Genomic DNA, 22708 nt, shown 5'->3' on the forward strand with positions numbered 1-22708 from the left:
ACGCATAGGCCTTTCGCAAAAACCGTACCCTTCTTTTAAAAAAAAGCCCTGCTCTGTAGTAGAGCAGGGCCAATATACCTTACTTATAAGGCACTAATCTTTGTACAACACTTTTTTAACGGCCTTGATTACATCCTGTGCATTCGGCAACCATTCAGCCAAAAGAACAGGGGAATAAGGCGCGGGAGTATCTGCTGTATTGATTTTTACAATCGGAGCATCCAGATAATCAAAGGCTTGGTTCTGCACTTGGTAGGTGATCTCAGTCGCCACGTTACCAAAAGGCCAGGCTTCTTCAAGAATGACCAAGCGGTTCGTTTTCTTGACCGAATCCAAAATGGTTTTGTGATCCATTGGACGTACGGTTCTCAAATCGATAACCTCACAGCTAATGCCTTCTTTAGCCAATTCATCAGCTGCTTTGTAAGCCTCTTTGATAATTTTCCCGAAAGAAACGATGGTCACGTCATCTCCAGCACGTTTGATATCGGCAATGCCGATGGGAAGCAGGTACTCTCCATCGGGCACCTCTCCTTTATCACCATACATCTGCTCAGACTCCATAAAAATAACCGGATCGTCATCGCGAATAGCCGCCTTGAGTAAACCTTTTGCGTCATAAGGATTGGAAGGAACAATCACTTTTAAACCAGGGCAGTTGGCGTACCAGCTTTCAAAAGCCTGAGAGTGCGTTGCCGCAAGCTGACCTGCTGAAGCGGTTGGCCCTCGAAAAACCATTGGAATGTTGAATTGTCCACCGGACATCTGGCGCATTTTTGCAGCGTTGTTGATGATCTGGTCAATCCCTACCAAAGAAAAGTTGAAGGTCATGAACTCGATGATCGGACGGTTCCCCAACATGGCAGACCCTACTCCGATACCGGCAAAACCGAGCTCCGAAATAGGCGTATCCAACACACGGTCTGGCCCAAATTCATCCAGCATTCCTTTAGAAGCTTTGTAGGCTCCATTGTATTCTGCCACTTCCTCTCCCATGAGGTAAATGGTCTCATCTCTTCGCATTTCTTCAGACATAGCCTCTGCGATGGCCTCCCTAAACTGAATTGTTCTCATTAATCTCTGATCAAATTTTGAATGCTTCTGCTAAAAACAAGCGCTAAAATACAACAATATGCAGCAAACCGAAGGAGCACAATTATCATTTTTTTGTGAAAAAAATACTATGCATGCATAATAAATTCAGAAGAATAGCTTTATCTTTGTGGAGCTTTAATCAATCCTTTTACCCTATGAAAATTCTTGTGTGCATTAGCAATGTGCCGGATACAACTTCCAAGATAAATTTTACGGACGGTGATACTCAGTTCGATAAGAACGGTGTGCAATACGTGATTAACCCAAATGATGAGTTCGGATTGACCCGAGCCATGTGGTTTAAAGAAAAGCAAGGAGCCACTGTACACGTGGTTAGCGTGGGCGAAGCAGATGCTGAACCAACGCTTCGCAAGGCCTTGGCTATTGGTGCTGATGAAGCGATTCGCGTGAATGCACATCCTTCTGACGGATTCTTTGTCGCTCGCCAATTGGCCGAAGTTGTGCAAAAAGGAGAGTACAGTCTTGTCATCGCCGGAAGAGAATCGATTGATTACAACGGAGGAATGGTTCCTGGGATGCTGGCACATCTACTAGGAATGAACTTCGTGAACACCTGTATCAGTCTTGAAATTGACGGAAATAATGCCACTGCGGAACGCGAAATCGACGGAGGAAAAGAAACCCTTTCCACTTCACTACCTCTTGTTATTGGAGGACAAAAAGGATTGGTTGAAGAAAGTGATCTTCGCATCCCCAATATGCGCGGAATCATGATGGCACGCAAAAAAGCCCTCCACCTGGTTGAACCGGTAGAAGCCCCGCAGCGAACACAAGATCAAAAATTCGAAAAACCAGCTCCTAAAGGCGCTGTAAAATTGGTTGATGCCAACAACTTGGATCAATTGATCGATCTACTACACAACGAAGCAAAAGTAATTTAAGCCCGAGCAGATATGTCCATTCTAGTATACGCAGAAACTGAAAACGGAAAATTGAAAAAGAATGCGCTGGAGCTGGCATCCTATGCAGGAGCTCTGGCCAACACCCTGGGAGCCCAAGTAGTCGCAATGACCATTGGCGCCGAAAACGCCAGTGAACTGGGTAAATACGGGGTAAATAAAGTATTAAACGTCACTCAATCCGAATTGAGCTCCTTTAACGCACAGGCCTATGCCTCTGCCTTAACCCAGGCTCTTCAAAGCGAAGGCGCTACTGTTGCCCTCATCGGATCCAGTGCAGATTCCAAGTATATGGCTCCCCTGTTCGCCGCCCAGGCCAACGCGAGCTATGTACCGAATGTCGTGGAGCAGCCCTTGAGCACGTCCCCTTTTCAAGTGAAAAGAACAGCCTTTTCCAACAAAGGATTTGCCATCACAGAAATGTCTGCTGATGTCAAAGTGATCGGAGTGGCTTCCAATTCTTTTGGCCTTCAGGAAAAAGAGACGGCTTGTGAAGTGACTGATTTTAATGTTAACCTTGGAGACGGAGACTTCAAAACCAAGTCTGTAGAGGTAGATAAAGTCGTCGGGAAAGCGACCATCGCTGACGCTGATATCGTTGTCTCTGCCGGACGTGGTCTTAAAGGACCTGAGAATTGGGGCATGATTGAAGAAATGGCCGATATTCTTGGTGCCGCTACTGCTTGTTCCAAGCCTGTTTCTGACCTGGGTTGGAGACCGCACGGAGAGCACGTAGGACAAACCGGTAAACCGGTTGCGACGAATTTGTACTTTGCGATTGGAATTTCAGGTGCCATTCAGCACCTGGCGGGAGTGAGCGCTTCCAAGGTTAAAGTGGTCATCAACACCGACCCGGAAGCTCCCTTCTTTAAGGCAGCAGATTATGGAGTGGTTGGAGACGCCTTCGAAGTTGTTCCTCAGTTGATCGAAAAATTGAAAGAATTTAAAGCGCAAAACGCTTAATTTTTGTTAATTTGTCTTCCTTAAAAGCAGGAGAAATCAGGCACTAAAGACTGTGATCTCCGGCCTTCAAGGCCCTCACTTAGGAAGCGATCATATGAGTTTAGTACGACTTAAAATCAAGGGTATTTCATACAGTCAGACCCAAAACGGTGCTTACGCCTTGATTTTGAACGAAGTAAATGGAGAGCGGAAGCTTCCCATTGTCATTGGAGCGTTCGAGGCTCAGTCCATTGCGATTGCCCTGGAGAAAGACATTAAACCTCCTAGACCTTTAACACACGATTTATTCAAGAATTTTTCGGATCGCTTTGAAATCGTCATCAAACAGGTGATTATTCACAAATTGGTTGATGGGGTCTTTTATTCCAGTATTATTTGTGAGCGGGATAAGGTGGAAGAAATCATCGATGCTCGAACCAGCGATGCCATTGCTTTGGCTCTTCGTTTTGATGCTCCTATTTTCACTTACAAGGCCATCTTAGACAAGGCGGGGATTTTCTTGAAATTCTCTTCCAAAGAGAAGGACGAAGGTGGGGATGAAAGCATCCTTGTCGACGAAATTTTGCAGGAAGGCGAAACGGTTGAAATGGATGCAGGGAATGCACAACCTTACAAAGAATTGAGTTTAGACGAGTTGAGGCGAGAGCTTGAGAAGGCCGTTGCCAACGAAGATTACGAGAAGGCCGCCCAGCTTCGGGACGAGATTTCCAAAAGACAATAAACACCATTTGATCGCAGGCCATCCGTGAACGCATTTGCAAGCACTTTTTTGACCATAGTACCTAATCAGGATTTTTCAATGGAGAGCCTATTGAGAGGACTCTTGGGTCTCTTTGTGGTCCTAGCCATTGCCTTTGTCTTCAGCTCCAATAAAAAAGCCATCAATTGGAAAACCACGGCCATCGCTCTGGTGCTTCAGTTTTTGTTGGCCCTAGGGATTTTGAAGGTTCCTGCGGTTCAATGGTTCTTTAACCTGATGGGGCAATTCTTCAACAATGTTTTGGAGTATACCCGAGAAGGAAGCCTCTTTGTTTTTGGTGGCTTGATGAATCAGGAAGACCCTCATATTGGGTATGTTTTTGCCTTTCAAATCCTGCCGACTATCGTCTTCTTCTCTGCCCTGACCTCTGTTCTCTACTACTTTGGGGTCATTCAAAAAATAGTTAAAGGCTTGGCCTGGTTCCTGACCAAGAGTTTAAAAATATCCGGGGCTGAGAGCCTTTCTGTCGCCGGAAATATCTTTTTGGGCCAAACAGAAGCCCCTCTTCTGATCAAAGGCTATTTAGCCAAAATGACCCGTTCCGAAATCTTTTTGGTCATGGTTGGAGGAATGGCGACTGTAGCCGGTGGGGTACTGGCTTCTTACATTGATTTTTTGGGAGGAACGGATAAGGCTATGCGCTTGGAATTCGCACGCCACCTGATAGCGGCCTCCGTCATGGCAGCACCTGGCGCCATTCTTATCGCCAAAATCCTAGAACCCCAATCCGAAAAAGTAGACTCTACCTTGCAGATGAGTAAACAGGAAATCGGAAGCAATGTGCTCGACGCCATTTCAAAAGGAACATCTGACGGACTCAAACTTGCCATTAATGTTGGAGGAATGCTCCTGGTCTTTATCGCCTTTATCGCAATGATCAATGGAATCCTGGGTTTTATTGGTGGATTCGGAGGCATCGATGAAGCCATTGCAGCCAACAGCTCCTTTGATGGCCTGTCTCTGGAAGCCATCTTAGGCTTTGTTTTTATGCCCTTGATGTGGCTCATTGGAGTGGCGCAAGAAGACCTAGGGCTTATGGGGCAACTATTAGGGCTTAAACTGGTTGCTTCTGAATTTATCGCCTACACAGAACTTGTTCCTTTAAAAGATGCTGCACAAACGCCTCACTTGGCCTATCAGAAATCCATTTTGATGGCTACTTATATGCTTTGTGGTTTTGCCAATTTCGCTTCCATTGGAATTCAAATCGGAGGAATTGGTTCCCTCGCGCCCAACCAACGCAAGCTCCTCTCCGAATTCGGTCTGAAGGCTGTTTTGGGAGGTACACTGGCTTCCCTCTTGTCGGCCACCTTTGCCGGCATGATTCTCGGATAAGCCCTCACACCAGTTTTCGCACCTCTTTTACATTGGCTTAATCTTCTCCCCCGAAGGTTTTACTATCTTCCATAGATTCATCAAACCAAAACTCTAGGGCCATGAGTACAGAAATGAAATACTCCCTCAAATAGCAACCAACTTTATACCAACCAGTACCGATAGCGAAATCAGGGCCCATAATTCCATTGTAAAATGGATCATTTTGGCAACGCCATCACCAATTGGTCTATTTCTGAACTCAAAAGAAACCCGGGGATGTCGTTGGCGGTGAGTTCCTAAGCCTGCCGGTAGATGGCTATCTTCGGCTTACCGTGAACTACAATAACCTCACTGAATTGGAATCCTTAGATGACGATGCAGAAGTGCAGCTAAAGAAGAAACAAAGCGGTTAATAAATCCTTGAAAACCCCTACAAAAAAACAGTATCTCCTCCGGGCTCTTCTGCTATCTTAGAAGTTGCTTAAAAGAGAGGAAAACATGCAGGAATACCACGACTTATTGAAACACATCTTAAAAAGCGGAAACCAGAAAACCGACCGCACCGGGACGGGTACCCAAAGTGTTTTTGGTTACCAAATGCGTTTCGACCTGCAAAAAGGTTTCCCCTTGGTCACGACAAAGAAAATCCACTTTAAATCCGTGGTTTACGAACTGTTGTGGTTCTTGAAAGGAGAAACCAACATTGGTTACCTGCAAGAAAACGGCGTGCGAATCTGGAATGAATGGGCCGATGAAAATGGTGATTTAGGTCCTGTGTACGGTCATCAATGGCGCAACTGGAATAGCGAAGGAATCGATCAAATTACCCAGGCGATTGAACTGATCAAAAACAACCCGGATAGCCGGCGCATTATTGTATCGGCATGGAATCCCAGTGTTCTGCCGGATACCTCCCAGAGTTTTGCAGCAAACGTTTCACAAGGCAAGGCAGCCCTGCCACCCTGCCACGCCTTTTTCCAGTTTTACGTGGCGGACGGAAAGCTTTCCTGCCAGTTGTATCAGCGCAGTGCCGACGTCTTCTTAGGGGTTCCTTTTAATATCGCCTCCTATGCCCTGCTCACCCAGATGATGGCCCAAGTATGCGGTTTAGAAGTGGGGGATTATGTGCACACTTTCGGAGACGTACACATTTACCAGAACCACAGAGAGCAAGTGGAGCTGCAACTTCAACGTGAAGAGAAACCTCTTCCCCAATTGCATCTGAATCCAGCCATCAAATCCATTTTTGATTTTAATTACCAGGATATTGAGCTGGTCAATTATGATCCCCACCCACTGATCAAAGCCCCCGTAGCGATTTAAACTCGACAAAAGGACTTTAAGGACCTGCTCTTTTTCCGTATTTTTAAGGGAAACGACTCGCATGGTTCTGACCGATACCCTTCTCGATCTGTTTATCGAAACCCGGGAGCACAGTGAAGCCCTCTGTGCACCTTTAGAAACAGAGGACTATGTGGTGCAACCCCTCGTAGACGTCAGCCCACCTAAATGGCACTTGGGTCACACCACTTGGTTTTTCGAGGAATTCATCCTTAAGCCCCATGCCACCGGTTACACCGTGTACAACGAGGATTTCGCCTTTGTCTTCAACAGCTATTACGAAGCGGTCGGTAAACGTGTGATACGGGCCGATCGAGGCAATCTTTCAAGACCTTCGGTCAAGGAGGTCTATGCCTACAGGCGTTATGTGACTAAGGCGCTGGTAAAGTTCCTAAAATCGCATCCGAATGCGCCGGTACAAGAGCTTTTACAAATCGGTATCCATCACGAGAAACAACACCAAGAACTGTTGCTTTCAGATATCAAATACATTTTGGGTAACAACCCACTCCTCCCCCCTTACAAGACAAACTTCAAGGAGTCCTCTGATCAGAATAAAGGCCCTCTGGAATGGATCCCCATGGATTCTGGCATGTACTCCATCGGCCACCAAGGAAATGATTTCTGCTACGACAATGAACTGGGCCGGCACGAGGTCTACCTCGGGGAATATATGATTGCGAATCGCCTGGTAACCAACATAGAATTTCTGGAATTCATCAAAGCAGGCGGCTACTCCAATTTTGAATACTGGCATGCCGAAGGTTGGGACTGGGTCCAACGAAACAAGATCCAGGCTCCTCTTTATTGGCATCAAGTACAAGGCGAGTGGATGCACTATCAACTAAGTGGCCTTACCGACATCGATTTGAATGCCCCGGTTACCCACATCTCCTATTTTGAGGCTTTCGCCTATGCTGAATTCAGAGGCTTTCGACTTCCTACTGAATTCGAATGGGAAGCAGCTCAACAGCACCTGGGTTGGGGAGAACGTTGGGAATGGACCGGAAGTGCTTACACACCCTATCCCGGCTTTATTAAAGCTCCTGGAGCCCTTGGCGAATACAATGGCAAATTCATGGTAAGCCAGCAAGTGCTTCGAGGAGCTTCCATTGCAACTCCCTCCAAACACAGCCGACCAAGCTACCGAAACTTTTTTCATCCTCATCTGCGCTGGCAATTTACGGGCCTGCGCCTAGCCCAATAAGCAACTCATTTTATGCAATCCAAACCTAACCGCTCTTTTGAGAGTGAATTCGAAAAGGACGTTTACGAGGGACTAACCCGTTACCCTAAACGCTTGTACTCCCGTTACATTTATGACGAAAAAGGAGACAAGCTTTTTCAAAAAATCATGGCCATGCCTTCCTACTACCTCACCGATACCGAACTGGGTATTTTGGAAGAGCACAAAACAGCCATCGCTGAGCATTTCAAATCGTTAGGAGAGGCCTTTGAACTCTACGAACTCGGTGCAGGAGACGGAAAGAAAACCAAAATCCTGCTGCGCGAATTCGTTGAACAGGGACTGCCTTTTACTTACCGTCCGATTGACATCTCGGCTCATGTACTGCAGGTTCTACAAAAAGCCGTGATAGCAGAAATACCAGAAGTACATATGGACCCAATCCAAGGCACTTACTTCAACACCCTTCGTGAAATCAAACACCAAAGTGATCGAGCCAAGGTTGTTCTTTTTCTCGGCTCCAATATTGGGAACTTACTGCACCCTCAAGCCGTAGAATTCCTCCGTGAATTAAAAGACTGTCTGGGCCCGAAAGACATGCTATTTATTGGTTTTGATCAAAAGAAGGACCCGCAGACCATTTTGGAGGCCTATGACGACAAGGAGGGAATCACCGCAGCTTTTAACAAAAACCTATTGCATCGGATCAATGCAGAACTGGGTGGAAATTTTGAGATCGATGCCTTTCGGCATTGGGAAAGCTATGATCCCGAAACCGGCACAGCGCGTAGTTTCTTAGTCACAGAGTCCCCTCAGAAGATAGAAATTGAGGCCCTGGACCTGCAGGTTGAGTTGGATGCCTGGGAAACGATTCACACCGAAATCTCTCAGAAGTATGACCAAAAGACCATTGAATGGCTTTGTGAACAAGCGACCTGAAACCTGTATGTTTCTTTTCAGATTCCAGACAATGGTATAGTAATTATTTAATTAAAGTGAATTAAAATGAAAGCCATTTGGAACAATACGGTACTAGCCGAAAGTGATCAAACCCTTATCATTGAGAACAACCACTACTTCCCAGAAGACAGCTTGAACAAGGACTACTTTAAGCCCTCCTCCACCCAGACCCATTGCCCTTGGAAAGGTCATGCTTCCTACTACACCCTTGAGGTAGACGGTCAAACCAATGCAGATGCCGCCTGGTATTACCCAGAGCCAAGTAAATTAGCGAAGGCAATAAAAAACCACGTCGCCTTTTGGAAAGGTGTCGACGTGGTTGAATAAAGTTTTATAGAACTGGATTGACTAGATATCGAGTACTGCGTTTTCAACTCCAGCATAATCGTTCCACTGGTAACGATCAGCCTCCGCATCGTTAGTGTACTGGTCGTCGATCAAGTAGCGGAATTCGTAGCTGTTTTCCATTGGGAGTTCAAACGTACCCTTAAAGGTTCCGTTTTTCAATTTTTTCAAAACACTGCCTTTAGGACTCCAATTGTTGAAATCTCCAACAACGGCAACTTGTGCAGCCTCTTTTGCAGGTACAGTAAATGTGACCTTGCAGACCGGCTTGGATTTTAGATATTGTTTTTTGATAGCCATCTGAAATATTTTTTTTATTAACGCAAAAGAATTAAGAAAAGTATTTTCCCACAACAGCTTGCGTTCGATTTATCAATTTGGTAAAAATGCTGTAATATCAGACAGTTATCAATAAATTGTAGGGGATCAAATTTGTAATCTCCCGCCTATGCCAGATCAATTTTGGGACTTCTATAACAAGGAGGCTATTTGCTCAACTTCTTCTACAACGTTATAGAAATGAAAGCCCAGTCGAATTCTTCCAGAGCGGAGCGCACAATGCACTTTTGCACCCTCATTTAGGCGTCTCCATCGCTCTTCAGAATAGGCAATACTGTAGATCATTCCGTGTTGCGAGCGGTTGAAGTCTAGCTCGTCCAGCAAGCCTTTAGCCCCGATATGGGTCAGAACCGCCTGGTGTAGTTTTTGGTTTTGCTCAACAATAGTCTCTAACCCCCAATCCATAAGCTGTTCTACAGACCGTCCCAAGGAACCCAGCGCAAGAGCATCCTGATGTCCGGGTTCCAGACATTCCGCAAGACCAATCCCAGCACGTTTATCGGCGTCGCCTCGCACGGATCCAAATCCCAATTGCGATAGTTTGGTATTGGTCAGGGTTCTGTCATTAAAGCAGAAAAAACCATTGCCGTAACCGCCCAGTAGCCACTTATAGCCACTAGCACCTAACACATCAATGCCGGAAGTATCGAAATCAAAAGCCTCAATTCCACAATACTGTGTTCCGTCGGCTATAATCAGCAATCCGGGATGCAGCCTTTTGATCTGCTTTAGCCACTGCATATTGATTTGAAAACCGTCCAACCACTGAACCAAACTGATGGCCAGAATATCAATTCTTTCTTTTTTTAAAATCTCGGTGATTTCCTCTTCAACCAAAAGACTCTTAGCCACGGTTCTTATCTTATAACCACGCTCTTGAAACGGCCACAATAAAGAAGGGTATTCCCCCTCCAGACACAAAACCGTTTGCTCCTTAGGGAGTCCTTCCAAGAAGCATTGAACCCCCAACTGAAATTGGGAACCAGCGCCAGAGCCCTTTCATTTTGCACACCCAAATAACGACGCAAGCTTTTTCTGGTTTCAGAAAGAATCGCCTGCTGCTTCATAAAAACTTGCGCTCCCCCTTTCAAAAATACCTGATCCTGCTCCCTCCTCCATTCCACAAGGGTTTTACTGATTAGACCACAGGCCGGAGTGTTGGCATATACGCCTCCCTCAAGACCAGGAAACTCGGAACGATCTGTAAATTGCGGCATGACTTTTGGCCTATTTTGTAAATTAGAACTATGAAGCAACTCTCCTTTTTTAAAAAAATACGGCTCCCAAGGTCAATTTGGAAGAGCACGAGATGCTCGAGTATGCCCAAAATAGGGTTTCTCAGAGAAAATGGCTTTACCAGCATATCGTTATTTTTGCGCTCGGAAGCGTATTTCTGATTTTGATCAATAAAATCCTGAAGTACGGAGCCGCTTATGACTGGTATGCCTGGGTGATGTTGCTCTGGGGATTCCTGCTGGCGCTGCACGCTATAATGTCTTGATTGCTCACAAGTTTATGGGTAAAGACTGGGAGCGTCGCCAACGCGAAATACTGGTCGCTAAACAAAAAGAAAAGATTGCAGAGCTCCAGAAGGAGATCCAGACTGACTTTCCGCTGAATAAAGTCAATAAAAAAGAATCGATTGAGCAGTAAAATAATCCTCATTGCCGCTGCGGCAGAAAACAATGCCCTGGGATTTCAGGAACGCCTTCCCTGGCATTTACCCAATGACTTCAAACGTTTTAAGCGCCTTACTTCTGGTCACAAGATTATCATGGGGCGGAAGACCCTGGAGACTTTTCCTTCTGCCTTGCCCAACCGGGAACACATTGTTATCACTCGCAATAAGAATTACCAAGCGCCCTTTGAGTGCCAGGTAGTGGGTTCCATGGAAGAAGCATTGGCGCTGGGTGACGGACAAGAAGACCTGTACATTATTGGAGGAGGTGAAATTTATGCGCTAGGACTGCCTTTTGCAACCCATATCGAACTTACCCGTGTACATACTGAAGTACAAGGAGATGCCTTTTTTCCGGATTTTTCTGATGAAGAGTGGGTATTGGAAGAAGCCGAGATGCACCCCAGCGATGACCGGCATGCCCATGCCTTTACCTTTTTGACTTATAGCCGCAAAGCCTGAGGTACCTCCTGGCGGTTCATACCTCGAAGAAATTCTTGCATAAGATCGGCCTTTCCGGTACTAAAAAACTGGTGCATGGCAGGAGTGTTCCCGTCCTTTTGAAGGGCATGTTGCTGCAGTACTGCCGCCGTTTGTCTGGCAACCGCTTCCCCAGAATCAAGAATCTGAACAGAAGAAGGTAAACGTTTCCGGAGTAAGGGTTCCAAAAACGGATAATGGGTACACCCGAGAACCAAGACATCGATATCCTGTTTGAGCAAGGCTTCAAGATGCCCCTCCAAGAGGTCCTGAAGGGCTGTTGCCTGAAGATCCCCTGTCTCAATCGCTTCCACTAGGCCCGTTCCTACCCTTTCGATCACTTGTATACCCTGGGTATGCAAGTCCCGAGTTTGATGAAAAAGACTACTGGTCAAGGTGCCTTGTGTGGCCAAGACACCGACATTTCCCGTCTGGGTTTTCAGGGCGGCAGGCTTAATGGCCGGTTCGATCCCGATAAAAGGCACCGAATAGCTCTTCCTCAATTCGGCAATAGCATTGGTTGTGGCTGTATTACAAGCCACGACGATCAATTTACTGCCTTGTTCCAGTAGGTAACGCGTCATCCGGTGAGATCGTTCACGTATGACCTCCGCAGTGCGCTGTCCATAAGGCGCAAAACCACTATCAGCGACATAAACCGTCGATTCCGTGGGTAAAAGGTGGTTCACCTCTCTCCAGACGCTGAGTCCTCCTACTCCGGAATCAAAAAAACCAATAGACTGGTTTGTGTTCATATAGACTTCAAAAAAAACCACCTGAAGATACATCTTCAGATGGTTTTATCTATTGAGGGATGTCAATTTAAAATCCCAATTCCTTCTTTACATCCGGCAAAAGGTTCTTCCCGTTTGCGACCAATAAGCCCAAGCCAGGACTGGCGTCGTAGACGTACTCGTACCCCTGAGCAGCGGCCACCTTATCAATAGCAGCTTTGGCTTTCTCAGAAATAGGCGCGAACAACTCGGCTTGTTTCTTTTGCATTTCTTGAACGGCTTGCTGTTCTGCTTTTTGGATACTTCTCTCGTAGCCTTGCAATTCATCAGCACGCTTCTTGTTTTCTTCCGCTGTTTTACCAGCAGCCTCATTTTGGTACTGTTGAAACTTATTGCGAAGCTCGGTGTATGAACTCTCAATGTCTGCACGATACGTCTCCTGCAACTTCTTTAATTCGGCATTGGCAGCGATCATTTCTGGCATCTCAGAAAGGAGCTGTTGCACGTTAATGTGCGCAACCTTGGCCTGTGCCTGTACAAACTGTGTGGTGGCAAAGCAACATACCAAGCCAATCACGGCCATTTTCAACTGATTCATCATGTTTAGTAACGTTTAAATTTGAGTGTTAATGTTTGTTTTTCTATCCTAACCACTCCCCTTTTGGTTAGTGGTATCTTTAGGTTGTTCTCCTTGTTCTTTTTTGTTTCTCTCTTCGAGCTTGGCCTTTCTTTTGGCTTCGCGCTCTTCTAAGAGTTTCTTTCTTCTTTCTTCGTAGGCCTTCTTTCGCTCCTCACGTAATTTGAGTTGTTCCGCTCTTCTGGTTTCCGCTTTTTTCTCTTTATCCGTCTTGGCGGCTTCCGCTGTCGCTTGGCGTTCTTTAATCGCCTCGCTTACTTCTGCGGTCGCTTCTTCTCCTTTTTTGTACTCCTTTAGCCGTTGCTGTAACTCCTGTTTTTTCTTAGAAGCACTGATCTTTCTTGTACGACCTATCTCCCTCAGCACCAAGTCACTAATGTCGTGTCTTTTTTCGGAGTACAACATTACGACATCTGCCGATTTATCGAAAATAAAATCATACCTTTTGTTGGCACCGATTTTCTGTACTTCGTTAAAAACCTGATCCTGTATCGGCTGAATCAGCAATTGCTTTTGCAAAACCAAGTCACCTCTGGGGCCGAACCGATCTTGCTGGTAATCGATAATTTCGCCTTCCAGGAAGCGAATTTCTTCTTCACGCTCCGCGATCAGCTCGTTGGTCAGAAGCACTTTTTCGGCTTCTAGGTCCTCCTTCATTTGTTCCAGCTTCGCCAGCCGGTCCTCAATTTCTTTTTTCCATTTGTCTGCCTTGGCATTGAGCTGGGCAGTTGCCTCCCGGTACTCTTCCACATTTTCGAGTATGTACTCCATGTCAATGTATCCGATGCGAACGCCACGCTGGGCGTATCCCATGTTTAGCACGCACAAGAACAAGAGGACAAGAGAAAGGTGCTTTTTCATCTTTCTTTCATTTTGAATCTAAGAAAATATCGTGCCAAACCAGAGAGTGAGTCACTGAAATCCGGCCCAAACACTGTTTTCTCAGGTGTTCGTTAGAATTGCTGGCCGATAATGAAGTGCGTTTGCCAACCACTGACCCCAATGGAATTCGGATTGTTGTCTTGGTCGAAACCATACCCAAAATCAATTCCTAAAAGGCCAAACGCCGGCATAAATATTCGCAGCCCCATTCCGGCAGATCGTTTCAATTGAAACGGATTAAACTCACTAAAATTGTTAAACGAATTTCCAGCTTCTAAAAAGGCCAGACCGTAAATGGAGGCGGTGGGTTTTAAGGTAAATGGATACCTCAACTCCATGGAGAATTTATTATAAATGGTACCACCATCCTGTTCTAAACGTCCAGTAATCGGGTTGGTACTAAATGGAGTAAGGGAACTATTTTCATATCCACGCAACTGAATAACGTCACGACCATCCAGAGTGAAGTTACCCAAACCATCTCCTCCAACGAAGAAACGCTCGAAGGGTACATCCCCAATGTCTTTGTTGTAATTCCCTAAGAAACCAAATTCTGCATTGGTTCTCAAGACAAGTTTTCCGGTGATTCGAGAGTACCAATCTCCTTTGAATTTGATCTTGAAGAACTCGAGTAATTTAAAACGTTCTTCTTCCAAAGCTTCCAAACGAGCACCCAATGCAGGGGCAGCTGGATCATTCGGACCAATCTCAAGCAATTCTAAGGACACTTCTTCTATCTCATCACGAATTGCCTTGAAGTCCTTGCCTGAGAACAGAGAATAAGGCGGTGTAAACTTAGCCGTCAGGTTAAAGTTAGATCCACTGATTGGGAAAATTCTACTAGGACCTTGTGAGCTACGTGCGATTCCTAAGGTATAGGTCAAGGAGTTCGAACTACCGTTACCGAAGTTGAAAAGACCGTTGTTAAAATTGTTGAAATCGTAGTACTGATAGGATACACCGTGCGAAATCGAGAAGTAGTCATCCGGCCACTGCAAACGCTTCGATAATCCAGCAGAGATACCTGTAATAGAGAAGCCTCGACTTTTATCTACGTCGATTCGACCGTTTCGAAAATTCGAAGCAAACTGTTGAGTTCTTTGAAAAGACAAATTGAATCCTACAGGCTTCTTTCCTCCTAACCAAGGTTCTGAAAAGTTCAAACTGTAGACGCGGAAAGTACGACTCGCCTGCAAACGCAAAGAGAAGGTCTGTCCATCCCCCATGGGTACAGGCTGATAGGATTTGCCATCAAAAATATTCTGAATAGAGAAGTTATTAAAGGAAAGTCCAAGAGTTCCAATAAATCCTCCACCTCCGACTCCACCTTGGAGTTCGATTTGGCTGGAACCAGATTCTACAAGGTTGTACTTGATATCGACCGTTCCTGTATTGGGGTTCGGGTTTTGAATGTCCGGAGCGATTTGCTCAGCATCAAAGAAGCCCAACTGACCCAACTCACGAATGGTACGTACAATAGCGTCTTTGCTGTACTTCTGACCTGGTGTTGTTCGCAGCGAACGGTAAATTACGTGGTCATTGGTCTTGTCGTTACCCTCTACAACAATGTGGTCCAAGAAGGTTTCTTTTCCTTCAATAATGCGGATTTCGAAGTCAATGGTATCATTGATAGCCGAAACCTCTACAGGATTTATCTGAGAAAAAAGGTAACCGTTGTTCTGGTACTGATTCGTTATGTCCTGGGCATCGGGCTTGCTCTGATCCGCGATTCGCTCCTTTAGCAAGACACCATTATAAGGATCGCCTTTTTGAATTCCAAGGATTTGACGCAACTGTCGATCAGAATAAACACTGTTACCCACGAAGTCTATATTACCGAAGTAGTAGCGGTCACCTTCCTCCAACTTTAAACGGAGTTCAATATTGTTTTCATCGACCTTGACGAAGGTATCCGAGAGAATACGGGCATCGCGGTATCCACGCTCGGCATAAGTGTCGACGATATTCTTTAAATCTTCTTCGTAATCCGCCTCAATGTATTTCGACTTCTTCCAAAAGCGATAGAACTTTTTCTTCTTGGTTTTCTTCAGTCCCTTACCACTGCGCAACAGTTTGTCGGACAACTTTTCGTTCCCCTCAAAATGAATAGCCGAAATCTTCACTTTTTCTCCTTTTTTCACATTGATGACCATGCTGCGGGCATTGACCGCGGAGGTATCGGGCTTGGTTACTATAGTTGCACTGGCATTGAGGTAACCTTGCTTGCGGAATTTATTGACGAGGTAGTTGCGGGTATTGGCGATCAAGCTTTCCGTTAGCTTCTTCCCCTTTTTCAGATCCGTCTCGTTGATGATGTCTTCGATCTTTCTCTTCTTAACACCATAGACAGTAACATCGGTAAGTGTAGGTCTTTCGCGAATGCTTAGCTCTAACCAGATCTTCTCGCCTTCAATCTTGGTTTGGTAGATCTCTACATCAGAAAAGAGATCCAGCTTCCACAGTTTCTTGATGACGTTCGCGATTTCTTCTCCAGGAATAGTTAGACGCTGCCCAACGGTAAGTCCGGTAAAGGTTTTCACCGTTTGTTCGTTATAACTCTGCAGACCGGTTACAGAGATTCCCGCAAGGGTGTATTCCTTGCCTTGGCCCAGGCTGGCATCCTGTGGAAAAGCGATCTGGGTTATGAATATAAGAAGGAGTAATAATTTACTCGGAGAGCGGAATAGTTCGGTCTGCCGAATCCAACTGTTCACTAGTTTTTCCAAATCGTCGTTCCCTATTTTGGTAATTCATAATCGCCTCCACTAAATGATGCTCTTGAAAATCTGGCCAAAAAGCATCCACAAAATACAACTCCGCATAGGCAATCTGCCAAAGCAAAAAGTTGCTAATTCTGTGCTCACCACTAGTGCGAATCAACAGATCCACGTCTGGGAGGTCATGCGTGTAAAGATGATTATTAATAATTGTTTCGTCAATATGATCGGGCGAAATTAGGTTATTTTTAACTTTGGAACAAAGCGTTTTTACTGCTGTTTTTAGCTCTTCGCGAGATCCATAGCTCAAGGCCAGTGTCAAGGTCGTTCCCGTGTGGGAACTGGTCTTTTCGATCACCTCTTTCAATTCTTTGTGAACCCTATCCGGCAAAGAATCGATTCTTCCGATCGCATTGAGTTTTATATTATTTTCTGTTAAGGTTTTTAGCTCTCTTCTTAAAGAAGCCACCAACAGACGCATCAGCGTCTCCACCTCCAGCTTGGGGCGGTTCCAGTTTTCGGTAGAAAATGCGTAGAGTGTGAGGTAGTCTATTTTAAGGCGGGCACAGTTCTCTACGGTTTTGCGAACAGCTTCCACACCATTCTCATGCCCAAAAACGCGAAGCTTGCCGCGCTGTTTAGCCCAACGACCGTTGCCATCCATAATGATCGCAATGTGTTTCGGTCTTCCTGATTCCTGGACATCTGCCAGGGTTTTCCTTACTTCATTCAAAACAGTCTCGGCATGGTTTCCGGCCAAAGGTATAGGTTAAAGAAACGCCGGAAAAAACATACCAATCATCACTGAAAAAATTTCCAAAACGGAACGATTCAAAGTTTGAACCTTCAGGATTACTGGCATCCAGGTTGTCCGTTAGCGTATACCGGGCCCCAATTTCGGCCCCCAAGATAAGAAATTGATTGATACGTATTTTGCCCCCGACAACCATTGGGATAGCAAACGAGCCATCACGCTGGTCTAAAATGCGCAATTCATTTGGCGGAGTACCATCAATATAATTGTAATCATACCGAAAATAGGTTACCCCAGTGTATAAATAAGGTGTAAATGCCGGACCCAAATTATGAAGGTTGTACTCCCAAAAATGAAATTCCAGTCCAGCAGAATACTCAACAATGGTGTTGTTTACTCTATAACCACGAGTTCGTCTGGACGACAGGCTCGAGCGTGTGTCATCAAAAATAAGGTTGGCACGCGTCATACTTGCCCTCCAGGCGTAGCGCTTACTCTTGTTCCATTTGAAGATTGCTCCAAAAGCTAAACCCTCTGGATCGACATAATTCGTTCTCCCTACATCACCAATAGCATTGGCCCCACCAAAAAATCCTCCGACTTCGAAAGTTTGGGCACTGGCCGAAACAGTGATCAATAATAAAAGGGCAACAGTAATTCTCATATACGCATTGTGCAAATACGACCCAGGTCGTAAACCAGGTGTAGATAGGTCATATTGTGTTCCTTGAGTAAAACATCGAAAGCGGCAAAATATTGTCTAGTTTGAAGGGATTTTTCAGAGAGAATACCCACTAGTTTCGTTGGTCCTGCCCCCAGAGCAATTTAGAGCGTAATGTGTTGAAAAAACTTCCGCTTTGGTACTCCAGCATGGGTAAAGTGAAATCAGCTTTTTTGATGATCAACTCTTGGCCGTTAGGCACCGTAACAATGCGTGAATCCAAAGAAACCAGATGATTGTCTTCTCGCCCGGAGACCCGGATTCTGATTTCGGTTTCATCCGAAATAACCAAGGGGCGCGCATTGAGGTTATGCGGCGCTATAGGAGTTAACACAAAAGATCGGGCTGAAGGGGCAATCACAGGCCCTCCACAACTCAAAGAATACCCGGTAGACCCCGTTGGTGTTGCAATGATCAAACCGTCAGCCCAATAAGAAGTGAGGTATTCTCCATCCAAATAAGTCTCTACGGTAATCATCGAGGTTGTGTCTTTTCGACTGACTGTGATTTCGTTCAAGGCGAATTGAAGGTCTCCAAAAGCACCGTCCAATTGACCCGGAGCTAAGGCAACGAGCGATCGGTTTCCTACTTTATAGGCACCCGCCTTAAAGCCTTGAACCAGCTCTCGTACTTCCTCTCTTTTAAAGGTGGATAAAAAACCTAGTCGACCCGTATTGACTCCAACCATGGGAATTCCAAACTCCCTCACATAAGTGACGGCGCGAAGCATGGTTCCATCGCCACCAAAGCTCACAAAAAGATCAAAACTCGAATCCAATCCGGAGTCCAGGGTAAAAGTGGGCAGCTTTCGCACTGCCGTTTCGCGCTGAATCTGCTGATAAAAATCCCGATCTATATGAATATCGGCCTTCTGCAGATCCAATTCCTCAATCATTTGCATCACCCAAGGAATATCTTCTGGTTGAATAAGCTGAGAAAATAAGGCGACCTTCATTATACATTAAGGTATTTGTCGAGGTAATCAGAACGCTGTTTCAGGTCTTCCATAAACTGATCGTCGTTATTACCAAAGAGGATGCTGTAGTTGTATCGGCGGAAGGTCTGAATCACCTCATTCAGGTTTTCGGACCCCAGTTTCATGGTCAACTGTACCACATCATTTTGCATGCCCGAGATAAAAGCCCCCAGGATGCGGGTATTGTTGCTCTCTACAATCTGAGCAATTTCACTGAAAGAGTAATCCTTTAGCCCAGTCGCAATAACCAAGATTCCTCCGGGCTCTCTAAAAAAAGGCGTATCGATAAATACCCCGACCACTTCATTGAGGTCGTAATACCCCTGCACCCTTTGCTTAAGATCCACCACCGGCACAATATTGGCTTCATGACGAGAAAACTCCTCCAAAATATCCAACCAGGAAGTGTCTTTGTTCACCGCAAACACCTCAAGAGATTCCCGAAAGTCCCGGATGGTTTTTTCGGGATCAAAACAGGCGAGGTCGTTTTCGGGCAGCAGCCCAATAAAGCGTCCGTCCTCCGTCACAGCCACATGCGAAAAGGAGGTGTCCTCGAAAAACGAGATCACCCCATCGAGCGTTTGCTCGATTTCGAACACCGGAAGGGTATTGAGGATGTGCTGCGTCAGATTCATGATCTTAAATTACAATTTTAGCAGGGTAAATATACGGGGAGCCTGCGTATTTTTGCGGTTTGTAAGGATAACTTTATGACTCGACTCAGTGTAAACATCAATAAATGGGCCACCCTGCGAAATGCACGAGGAGGAAACACCCCGGATCTATTGCTTACCGCTACCAGAATTCAGGAATACGGGGCAGAAGGAATCACCATCCACCCCCGCCCGGATGAACGCCACATCCGATACCAGGACGCCTATGACCTCAAACCAATCGTCCACACCGAATACAATATAGAAGGAAACCCCATCCCCTCTTTTTTAGAAATGGTCCTAAAAATTAAGCCTACGCAGGTCACCTTAGTCCCGGACGGACCCGATGCCCTGACCTCCGATCACGGTTGGGATGTCAATACGCATCAGGGATTTTTACAAGACGTTATTGGGCAGTTCAAAGAAGCGGGCATTCGGACTTCGATCTTTTTAGATCCTGATCCCGCCCTGATCACAGGTGCTGTAAAGACGGGAGCAGATCGAATTGAACTGTACACCGAAGGCTACGCCAGTCAGTATGGCCAAGACAGAGAAAAGGCCATTCACCCTTATCACGAAACCGCCCTGGAAGCAAAAAGACAGGGAATTGGTGTAAACGCGGGGCACGACCTCAACCTGCAGAATATTGCCTTTTTTGCTGAGCATATCCCCGAGCTATTGGAGGTGTCTATTGGCCATGCACTGATTTGCGAATCCATAGAAAAAGGACTCGACAATGTGGTACGTATGTACCTTAACCGACTCAAAAGCGATATCGAATGAGCCCGCTTCACTCTCAAATACTCGGCCAAGGGCAACCCCTCTTGGTCTTGCATGGTTTTTTAGGCATGTCGGACAACTGGAAATCCCATGGTCTTCAATGGGCGAAAGAAGGCTTTGAAGTTCACTTGATTGACCAGCGCAATCACGGCAGAAGCTTTCATTCTGAGGAGTTTGACTACAGGGTGATGAGTCGAGATCTCAATGAATACATCCAGCAACAGGAACTCAAGAATGTCTATCTACTCGGGCATTCCATGGGCGGTAAAACCGTCATGAACTACGCTTGTGATTTTGCAGGCCAGGTGACAAAGCTCTTGGTGGCGGACATTGCCCCAAAATACTACCCCGCTCATCACGGTTATATCTTCGACGCGCTTAACTCCCTTGACTTTTCAAAGATTAGCAGTCGCGGAGAGGCCGATAAGGCACTCGCTAAGCATCTAAGCGATTGGGGAATGCGGCAATTTCTGTTGAAAAATCTGTATTGGATAGAACCGGGCAAACTGGCCTTCCGCTTTAATTTAGAGGTTCTTGGCAACCGCCTGGAAGAAATCGGAGAACCCCTGAGTAGTCAGCAGCAATACGATGGTCCTACCCTCTTTTTACGAGGAGATCGGTCCGAGTACATTGTTGAAGCCGACCTTTCTTTGATCCAACAGCACTTTTCGGAAGTCGAAATAAAAACCATAGCGAATGCTGGACATTGGCTTCACGCCGAAAATCCGAAGGATTTTTTTAAGACTTCTCTGACTTTTTTTAAAGAATAGCCCTTTTTTTTATTATGCACGCATAATTCTTTGCCCAAAGGATTTGCAGCACAACATTTTTCAATTAGATTTGTTATTAATGATTTAACTGTAAAATCATCAAAAACTAACTTAAATTTTTATCAAGATGAAAAAGTTTTACGGAAGTCTGCTGGTAGTTGCCCTCCTAGCAGTAGGATGTGCGGAGGATGATCCAGTGATTGTCGACCCGATGGATGATGATCCGATTGTCTATACTAGCGGATCAGCTGATTTCAGCTCCTACGTAGCCATAGGGAACTCGCTAACAGCAGGTTTCTCGGACAACGCCTTGTTTATTGACGGACAGACCAACTCTTTCCCGAATATGTTGGCCCAGAATTTTGCCTTAGCTGGAGGAGGATCCTTCAATACTCCATTTATGGCCGACAACCTTGGAGGAATGACCTTAGGCGGTAATCCCATTTCCGGTAACCGTTTAATTCTATCCTTTGCATCAGGTTCACCTGCACCGGTACCAGTTGCAGGAACAGGAACAACAGAAATCTCTAACGTACTAACAGGTTCTTTCAACAATATGGGAGTTCCCGGCGCAAAAAGCTATCATGTTGTAGCACCTGGATATGGAAACTTGGCCGGTGTACCTATCGGACAGGCCAATCCCTATTACGCTCGTTTTGCAAGTAGCCCTAATGCTACTGTTTTGGGTGATGCTATGGCTCTAAGCCCAAGCTTCTTCAGTTTGTGGCTTGGAAACAATGATGTCCTCGGGTTTGCTGCAAGTGGAGGTAGCGGAGTTGATCAGGCTGGAAATTTAGACCCCGCAACTTATGCTGGTAATGACATCTCCGACCAAAACGTTTTTGCGAGTGTTATGAACGGAATTCTTCAGACCCTAACTTCTGGTGGTGCTGAAGGAGCTATCGCAAACATTCCTGACGTTTTAAAAACGCCTTATTTCAACACGGTTCCTTTCAATGCCATTCCATTGGATCAGGCTACTGCAGATGTAGTTAACGCCGCCTACGCACCTTACAACGGAGGTTTGGCTCAGTTACAACAAGCTGGATTCATTACAGCAGAAGAACTTGCGAAGCGTACTATCAATTTCACCGCTGGAAATAACGCTGTTGTAATAATTGACGAAGACCTTACAGACCTGACGGGAGTTAATCCTGATCTGATCAACATGAGACAGGCAACAGCAGAAGACTTGTTGACCCTTCCTGCGATCTCTTTCTTGGGAACATTGGCCAACCCTGCTGATCCTACTTCCATCAATGGAGTTGCTGTTCCTTTAGCGGACAACTGGGTCGTTACTCCGGAAGAAGGCATGATGATCAATAATGCCATTGCTGGATACAACCAAACGATTGCAGCGCTTGCTACGCAATACGACATCGCCCTTGTGGATGCGAACACTCTATTTGATGATTTGGTTGCCAATGGATTTACCCAAGCAGACGGATCTGTGGTTACAGCGACTTTCGCAACCGGCGGTGGTTTCTCTTTGGATGGAATTCATCCTTCTCCTCGCGGATACGCCATTTTGGCTAACGCTTTTAGTGCAGCCATCAATGCGAAATACGGATCTAATATGCCAATGATTAATCCTTTAGGATTTAAAGGACTTTACGTCAACTAAGTTCGCAGAACAAAGAATTTGTATTTTTAGGGGTACCTCCGATGGAGGTACCCCTAATTTTTTGCCCATGAAAGTC

At 45.7% G+C, this 22708-nt stretch carries 25 protein-coding genes and 1 pseudogene; 14 read left to right on the forward strand and 12 right to left on the reverse strand.

Features of this window, described 5'->3' with window-relative positions; genetic code table 11:
* Positions 1 to 93 precede the first annotated feature (93 nt).
* Complete coding sequence (locus BST99_RS08380) at positions 94 to 1074, reverse strand: pyruvate dehydrogenase complex E1 component subunit beta (protein ID WP_105001397.1); 981 nt, start codon at positions 1072 to 1074, stop codon at positions 94 to 96.
* A 176-nt stretch (positions 1075 to 1250) separates the two neighbouring features.
* On the opposite strand from BST99_RS08380, the gene BST99_RS08385 reads away from it, so the two are divergent.
* The 8 genes and pseudogenes from BST99_RS08385 (at position 1251) to BST99_RS08420 (ending at position 8869) form a co-directional block, all read left to right on the forward strand.
* Positions 1251 to 1997: an electron transfer flavoprotein subunit beta/FixA family protein gene (locus BST99_RS08385; protein WP_105001398.1), complete on the forward strand. Its 747-nt coding sequence runs from the start codon at positions 1251 to 1253 to the stop codon at positions 1995 to 1997.
* A 12-nt stretch (positions 1998 to 2009) separates the two neighbouring features.
* Entirely contained in the window at positions 2010 to 2978 is a 969-nt protein-coding gene (locus tag BST99_RS08390) for an electron transfer flavoprotein subunit alpha/FixB family protein (protein ID WP_105001399.1), read from the forward strand.
* Between the two features lie 94 nt (positions 2979 to 3072).
* A complete protein-coding gene (locus BST99_RS08395) occupies positions 3073 to 3699 on the forward strand; it encodes a bifunctional nuclease family protein (RefSeq protein ID WP_105001400.1) in 627 nt (208 codons plus the stop codon).
* Positions 3700 to 3753: 54 nt separating this feature from the next.
* Positions 3754 to 5073: pseudogene (locus BST99_RS08400) on the forward strand (NupC/NupG family nucleoside CNT transporter); the annotation flags it as partial.
* 480 nt (positions 5074 to 5553) lie between these two features.
* Positions 5554 to 6378, forward strand: a complete 825-nt coding sequence (locus BST99_RS08405; RefSeq protein ID WP_105001402.1) for a thymidylate synthase — start codon at positions 5554 to 5556, stop codon at positions 6376 to 6378.
* Positions 6379 to 6439: 61 nt separating this feature from the next.
* Positions 6440 to 7603 carry an ergothioneine biosynthesis protein EgtB gene (egtB, locus tag BST99_RS08410; protein WP_105001403.1) on the forward strand — a complete coding sequence of 388 codons (1164 nt, stop codon included), beginning with the start codon at positions 6440 to 6442 and terminating at the stop codon, positions 7601 to 7603.
* 12 nt (positions 7604 to 7615) lie between these two features.
* Entirely contained in the window at positions 7616 to 8521 is a 906-nt protein-coding gene (locus tag BST99_RS08415) for an L-histidine N(alpha)-methyltransferase (protein WP_105001404.1), read from the forward strand.
* A 66-nt stretch (positions 8522 to 8587) separates the two neighbouring features.
* Positions 8588 to 8869 (forward strand): DUF427 domain-containing protein, encoded by a 282-nt coding sequence (locus BST99_RS08420; protein WP_105001405.1) that lies wholly within the window; start codon positions 8588 to 8590, stop codon positions 8867 to 8869.
* A gap of 21 nt (positions 8870 to 8890) precedes the next feature.
* Here BST99_RS08420 and BST99_RS08425 read toward each other — a convergent pair whose 3' ends face one another.
* From BST99_RS08425 to BST99_RS14350, 3 genes are all read right to left on the reverse strand, one after another.
* Positions 8891 to 9187, reverse strand: coding sequence for an isoamylase early set domain-containing protein (locus BST99_RS08425; RefSeq protein ID WP_105001406.1), 297 nt, complete (start codon positions 9185 to 9187; stop codon positions 8891 to 8893).
* Between the two features lie 171 nt (positions 9188 to 9358).
* On the reverse strand, positions 9359 to 10195 hold the full coding sequence (locus BST99_RS08430) for an aminotransferase class V-fold PLP-dependent enzyme (protein ID WP_105001407.1): 837 nt from the start codon (positions 10193 to 10195) through the stop codon (positions 9359 to 9361).
* Complete coding sequence (locus BST99_RS14350; protein WP_181044252.1) at positions 10084 to 10443, reverse strand: hypothetical protein; 360 nt, start codon at positions 10441 to 10443, stop codon at positions 10084 to 10086. The genes BST99_RS08430 and BST99_RS14350 overlap by 112 nt, the downstream gene beginning before the upstream one ends.
* A gap of 77 nt (positions 10444 to 10520) precedes the next feature.
* On the opposite strand from BST99_RS14350, the gene BST99_RS14965 reads away from it, so the two are divergent.
* Genes BST99_RS14965 through BST99_RS08440 form a run of 3 tightly spaced genes read left to right on the forward strand, consistent with a single transcriptional unit; the run spans position 10521 to position 11366 of the window.
* Positions 10521 to 10727, forward strand: a complete 207-nt coding sequence (locus BST99_RS14965) for a 2TM domain-containing protein (protein ID WP_317046142.1) — start codon at positions 10521 to 10523, stop codon at positions 10725 to 10727.
* A gap of 14 nt (positions 10728 to 10741) precedes the next feature.
* Complete coding sequence (locus tag BST99_RS14970) at positions 10742 to 10879, forward strand: hypothetical protein (RefSeq protein ID WP_317046143.1); 138 nt, start codon at positions 10742 to 10744, stop codon at positions 10877 to 10879.
* Positions 10869 to 11366, forward strand: coding sequence for a dihydrofolate reductase (locus BST99_RS08440; RefSeq protein WP_181044188.1), 498 nt, complete (start codon positions 10869 to 10871; stop codon positions 11364 to 11366). The genes BST99_RS14970 and BST99_RS08440 overlap by 11 nt, the downstream gene beginning before the upstream one ends.
* On the opposite strand, the gene murI is transcribed toward BST99_RS08440, so the two are convergent.
* The 8 genes from murI to BST99_RS08480 all read right to left on the reverse strand — a co-directional run bounded on the left by murI (position 11348) and on the right by BST99_RS08480 (position 19440).
* Positions 11348 to 12139, reverse strand: coding sequence for a glutamate racemase (gene murI, locus BST99_RS08445; RefSeq protein ID WP_105002476.1), 792 nt, complete (start codon positions 12137 to 12139; stop codon positions 11348 to 11350). The two genes, BST99_RS08440 and murI, sit on opposite strands and share 19 nt — an antisense overlap.
* Before the next feature lie 67 nt (positions 12140 to 12206).
* Positions 12207 to 12716, reverse strand: a complete 510-nt coding sequence (locus BST99_RS08450) for an OmpH family outer membrane protein (RefSeq protein WP_105001408.1) — start codon at positions 12714 to 12716, stop codon at positions 12207 to 12209.
* A 48-nt stretch (positions 12717 to 12764) separates the two neighbouring features.
* Positions 12765 to 13616 carry an OmpH family outer membrane protein gene (locus tag BST99_RS08455; protein ID WP_105001409.1) on the reverse strand — a complete coding sequence of 284 codons (852 nt, stop codon included), beginning with the start codon at positions 13614 to 13616 and terminating at the stop codon, positions 12765 to 12767.
* 92 nt (positions 13617 to 13708) lie between these two features.
* Entirely contained in the window at positions 13709 to 16363 is a 2655-nt protein-coding gene (locus BST99_RS08460; protein ID WP_105001410.1) for a BamA/OMP85 family outer membrane protein, read from the reverse strand.
* On the reverse strand, positions 16305 to 17018 hold the full coding sequence (locus BST99_RS08465) for an isoprenyl transferase (RefSeq protein ID WP_245916293.1): 714 nt from the start codon (positions 17016 to 17018) through the stop codon (positions 16305 to 16307). Before BST99_RS08465 ends, BST99_RS08460 begins: the two co-directional genes overlap by 59 nt.
* Positions 17019 to 17079: 61 nt before the next feature.
* Positions 17080 to 17772 carry a type IX secretion system protein PorG gene (gene porG, locus BST99_RS08470; RefSeq protein WP_105001412.1) on the reverse strand — a complete coding sequence of 231 codons (693 nt, stop codon included), beginning with the start codon at positions 17770 to 17772 and terminating at the stop codon, positions 17080 to 17082.
* A gap of 130 nt (positions 17773 to 17902) precedes the next feature.
* The gene (locus tag BST99_RS08475) at positions 17903 to 18784 is read right to left on the reverse strand and encodes an NAD kinase (RefSeq protein WP_105001413.1); all 882 of its coding nucleotides are present in this window, start codon (positions 18782 to 18784) and stop codon (positions 17903 to 17905) included.
* Complete coding sequence (locus BST99_RS08480) at positions 18784 to 19440, reverse strand: CBS domain-containing protein (RefSeq protein ID WP_105001414.1); 657 nt, start codon at positions 19438 to 19440, stop codon at positions 18784 to 18786. The genes BST99_RS08475 and BST99_RS08480 overlap by 1 nt, the downstream gene beginning before the upstream one ends.
* 75 nt (positions 19441 to 19515) lie before the next feature.
* Here BST99_RS08480 and BST99_RS08485 point away from each other — a divergent pair, with 75 nt between their 5' ends.
* From BST99_RS08485 to BST99_RS08495, 3 genes are all read left to right on the forward strand, one after another.
* The gene (locus BST99_RS08485) at positions 19516 to 20241 is read left to right on the forward strand and encodes a pyridoxine 5'-phosphate synthase (RefSeq protein WP_105001415.1); all 726 of its coding nucleotides are present in this window, start codon (positions 19516 to 19518) and stop codon (positions 20239 to 20241) included.
* The gene (locus tag BST99_RS08490) at positions 20238 to 21008 is read left to right on the forward strand and encodes an alpha/beta fold hydrolase (protein WP_105001416.1); all 771 of its coding nucleotides are present in this window, start codon (positions 20238 to 20240) and stop codon (positions 21006 to 21008) included. The genes BST99_RS08485 and BST99_RS08490 overlap by 4 nt, the downstream gene beginning before the upstream one ends.
* Before the next feature lie 127 nt (positions 21009 to 21135).
* Positions 21136 to 22632, forward strand: coding sequence for an SGNH/GDSL hydrolase family protein (locus BST99_RS08495; protein ID WP_105001417.1), 1497 nt, complete (start codon positions 21136 to 21138; stop codon positions 22630 to 22632).
* Positions 22633 to 22708: the final 76 nt, after the last annotated feature.

Source organism: Aureicoccus marinus (assembly GCF_002954325.1).
GTDB lineage: Bacteria > Bacteroidota > Bacteroidia > Flavobacteriales > Flavobacteriaceae > Aureicoccus > Aureicoccus marinus.

Excerpts from the sequence above, each read along its gene's own strand:
- BST99_RS08380 (WP_105001397.1), bottom strand. The coding sequence starts at position 1,074 with ATGAGAACAATTCAGTTTAGGGAGGCCATCGCAGAGGCTATGTCTGAA.
- BST99_RS08385 (WP_105001398.1), top strand. The coding sequence starts at position 1,251 with ATGAAAATTCTTGTGTGCATTAGCAATGTGCCGGATACAACTTCCAAG.
- BST99_RS08390 (WP_105001399.1), top strand. The coding sequence starts at position 2,010 with ATGTCCATTCTAGTATACGCAGAAACTGAAAACGGAAAATTGAAAAAG.
- BST99_RS08395 (WP_105001400.1), top strand. The coding sequence starts at position 3,073 with ATGAGTTTAGTACGACTTAAAATCAAGGGTATTTCATACAGTCAGACC.
- BST99_RS08405 (WP_105001402.1), top strand. The coding sequence starts at position 5,554 with ATGCAGGAATACCACGACTTATTGAAACACATCTTAAAAAGCGGAAAC.
- egtB (WP_105001403.1), top strand. The coding sequence starts at position 6,440 with ATGGTTCTGACCGATACCCTTCTCGATCTGTTTATCGAAACCCGGGAG.
- BST99_RS08415 (WP_105001404.1), top strand. The coding sequence starts at position 7,616 with ATGCAATCCAAACCTAACCGCTCTTTTGAGAGTGAATTCGAAAAGGAC.
- BST99_RS08420 (WP_105001405.1), top strand. The coding sequence starts at position 8,588 with ATGAAAGCCATTTGGAACAATACGGTACTAGCCGAAAGTGATCAAACC.
- BST99_RS08425 (WP_105001406.1), bottom strand. The coding sequence starts at position 9,187 with ATGGCTATCAAAAAACAATATCTAAAATCCAAGCCGGTCTGCAAGGTC.
- BST99_RS14350 (WP_181044252.1), bottom strand. The coding sequence starts at position 10,443 with ATGCCGCAATTTACAGATCGTTCCGAGTTTCCTGGTCTTGAGGGAGGC.
- BST99_RS14970 (WP_317046143.1), top strand. The coding sequence starts at position 10,742 with ATGGGTAAAGACTGGGAGCGTCGCCAACGCGAAATACTGGTCGCTAAA.
- murI (WP_105002476.1), bottom strand. The coding sequence starts at position 12,139 with ATGAACACAAACCAGTCTATTGGTTTTTTTGATTCCGGAGTAGGAGGA.
- BST99_RS08450 (WP_105001408.1), bottom strand. The coding sequence starts at position 12,716 with ATGAATCAGTTGAAAATGGCCGTGATTGGCTTGGTATGTTGCTTTGCC.
- BST99_RS08455 (WP_105001409.1), bottom strand. The coding sequence starts at position 13,616 with ATGAAAAAGCACCTTTCTCTTGTCCTCTTGTTCTTGTGCGTGCTAAAC.
- BST99_RS08465 (WP_245916293.1), bottom strand. The coding sequence starts at position 17,018 with ATGGATGGCAACGGTCGTTGGGCTAAACAGCGCGGCAAGCTTCGCGTT.
- porG (WP_105001412.1), bottom strand. The coding sequence starts at position 17,772 with ATGAGAATTACTGTTGCCCTTTTATTATTGATCACTGTTTCGGCCAGT.
- BST99_RS08475 (WP_105001413.1), bottom strand. The coding sequence starts at position 18,784 with ATGAAGGTCGCCTTATTTTCTCAGCTTATTCAACCAGAAGATATTCCT.
- BST99_RS08480 (WP_105001414.1), bottom strand. The coding sequence starts at position 19,440 with ATGAATCTGACGCAGCACATCCTCAATACCCTTCCGGTGTTCGAAATC.
- BST99_RS08485 (WP_105001415.1), top strand. The coding sequence starts at position 19,516 with ATGACTCGACTCAGTGTAAACATCAATAAATGGGCCACCCTGCGAAAT.
- BST99_RS08490 (WP_105001416.1), top strand. The coding sequence starts at position 20,238 with ATGAGCCCGCTTCACTCTCAAATACTCGGCCAAGGGCAACCCCTCTTG.
- BST99_RS08495 (WP_105001417.1), top strand. The coding sequence starts at position 21,136 with ATGAAAAAGTTTTACGGAAGTCTGCTGGTAGTTGCCCTCCTAGCAGTA.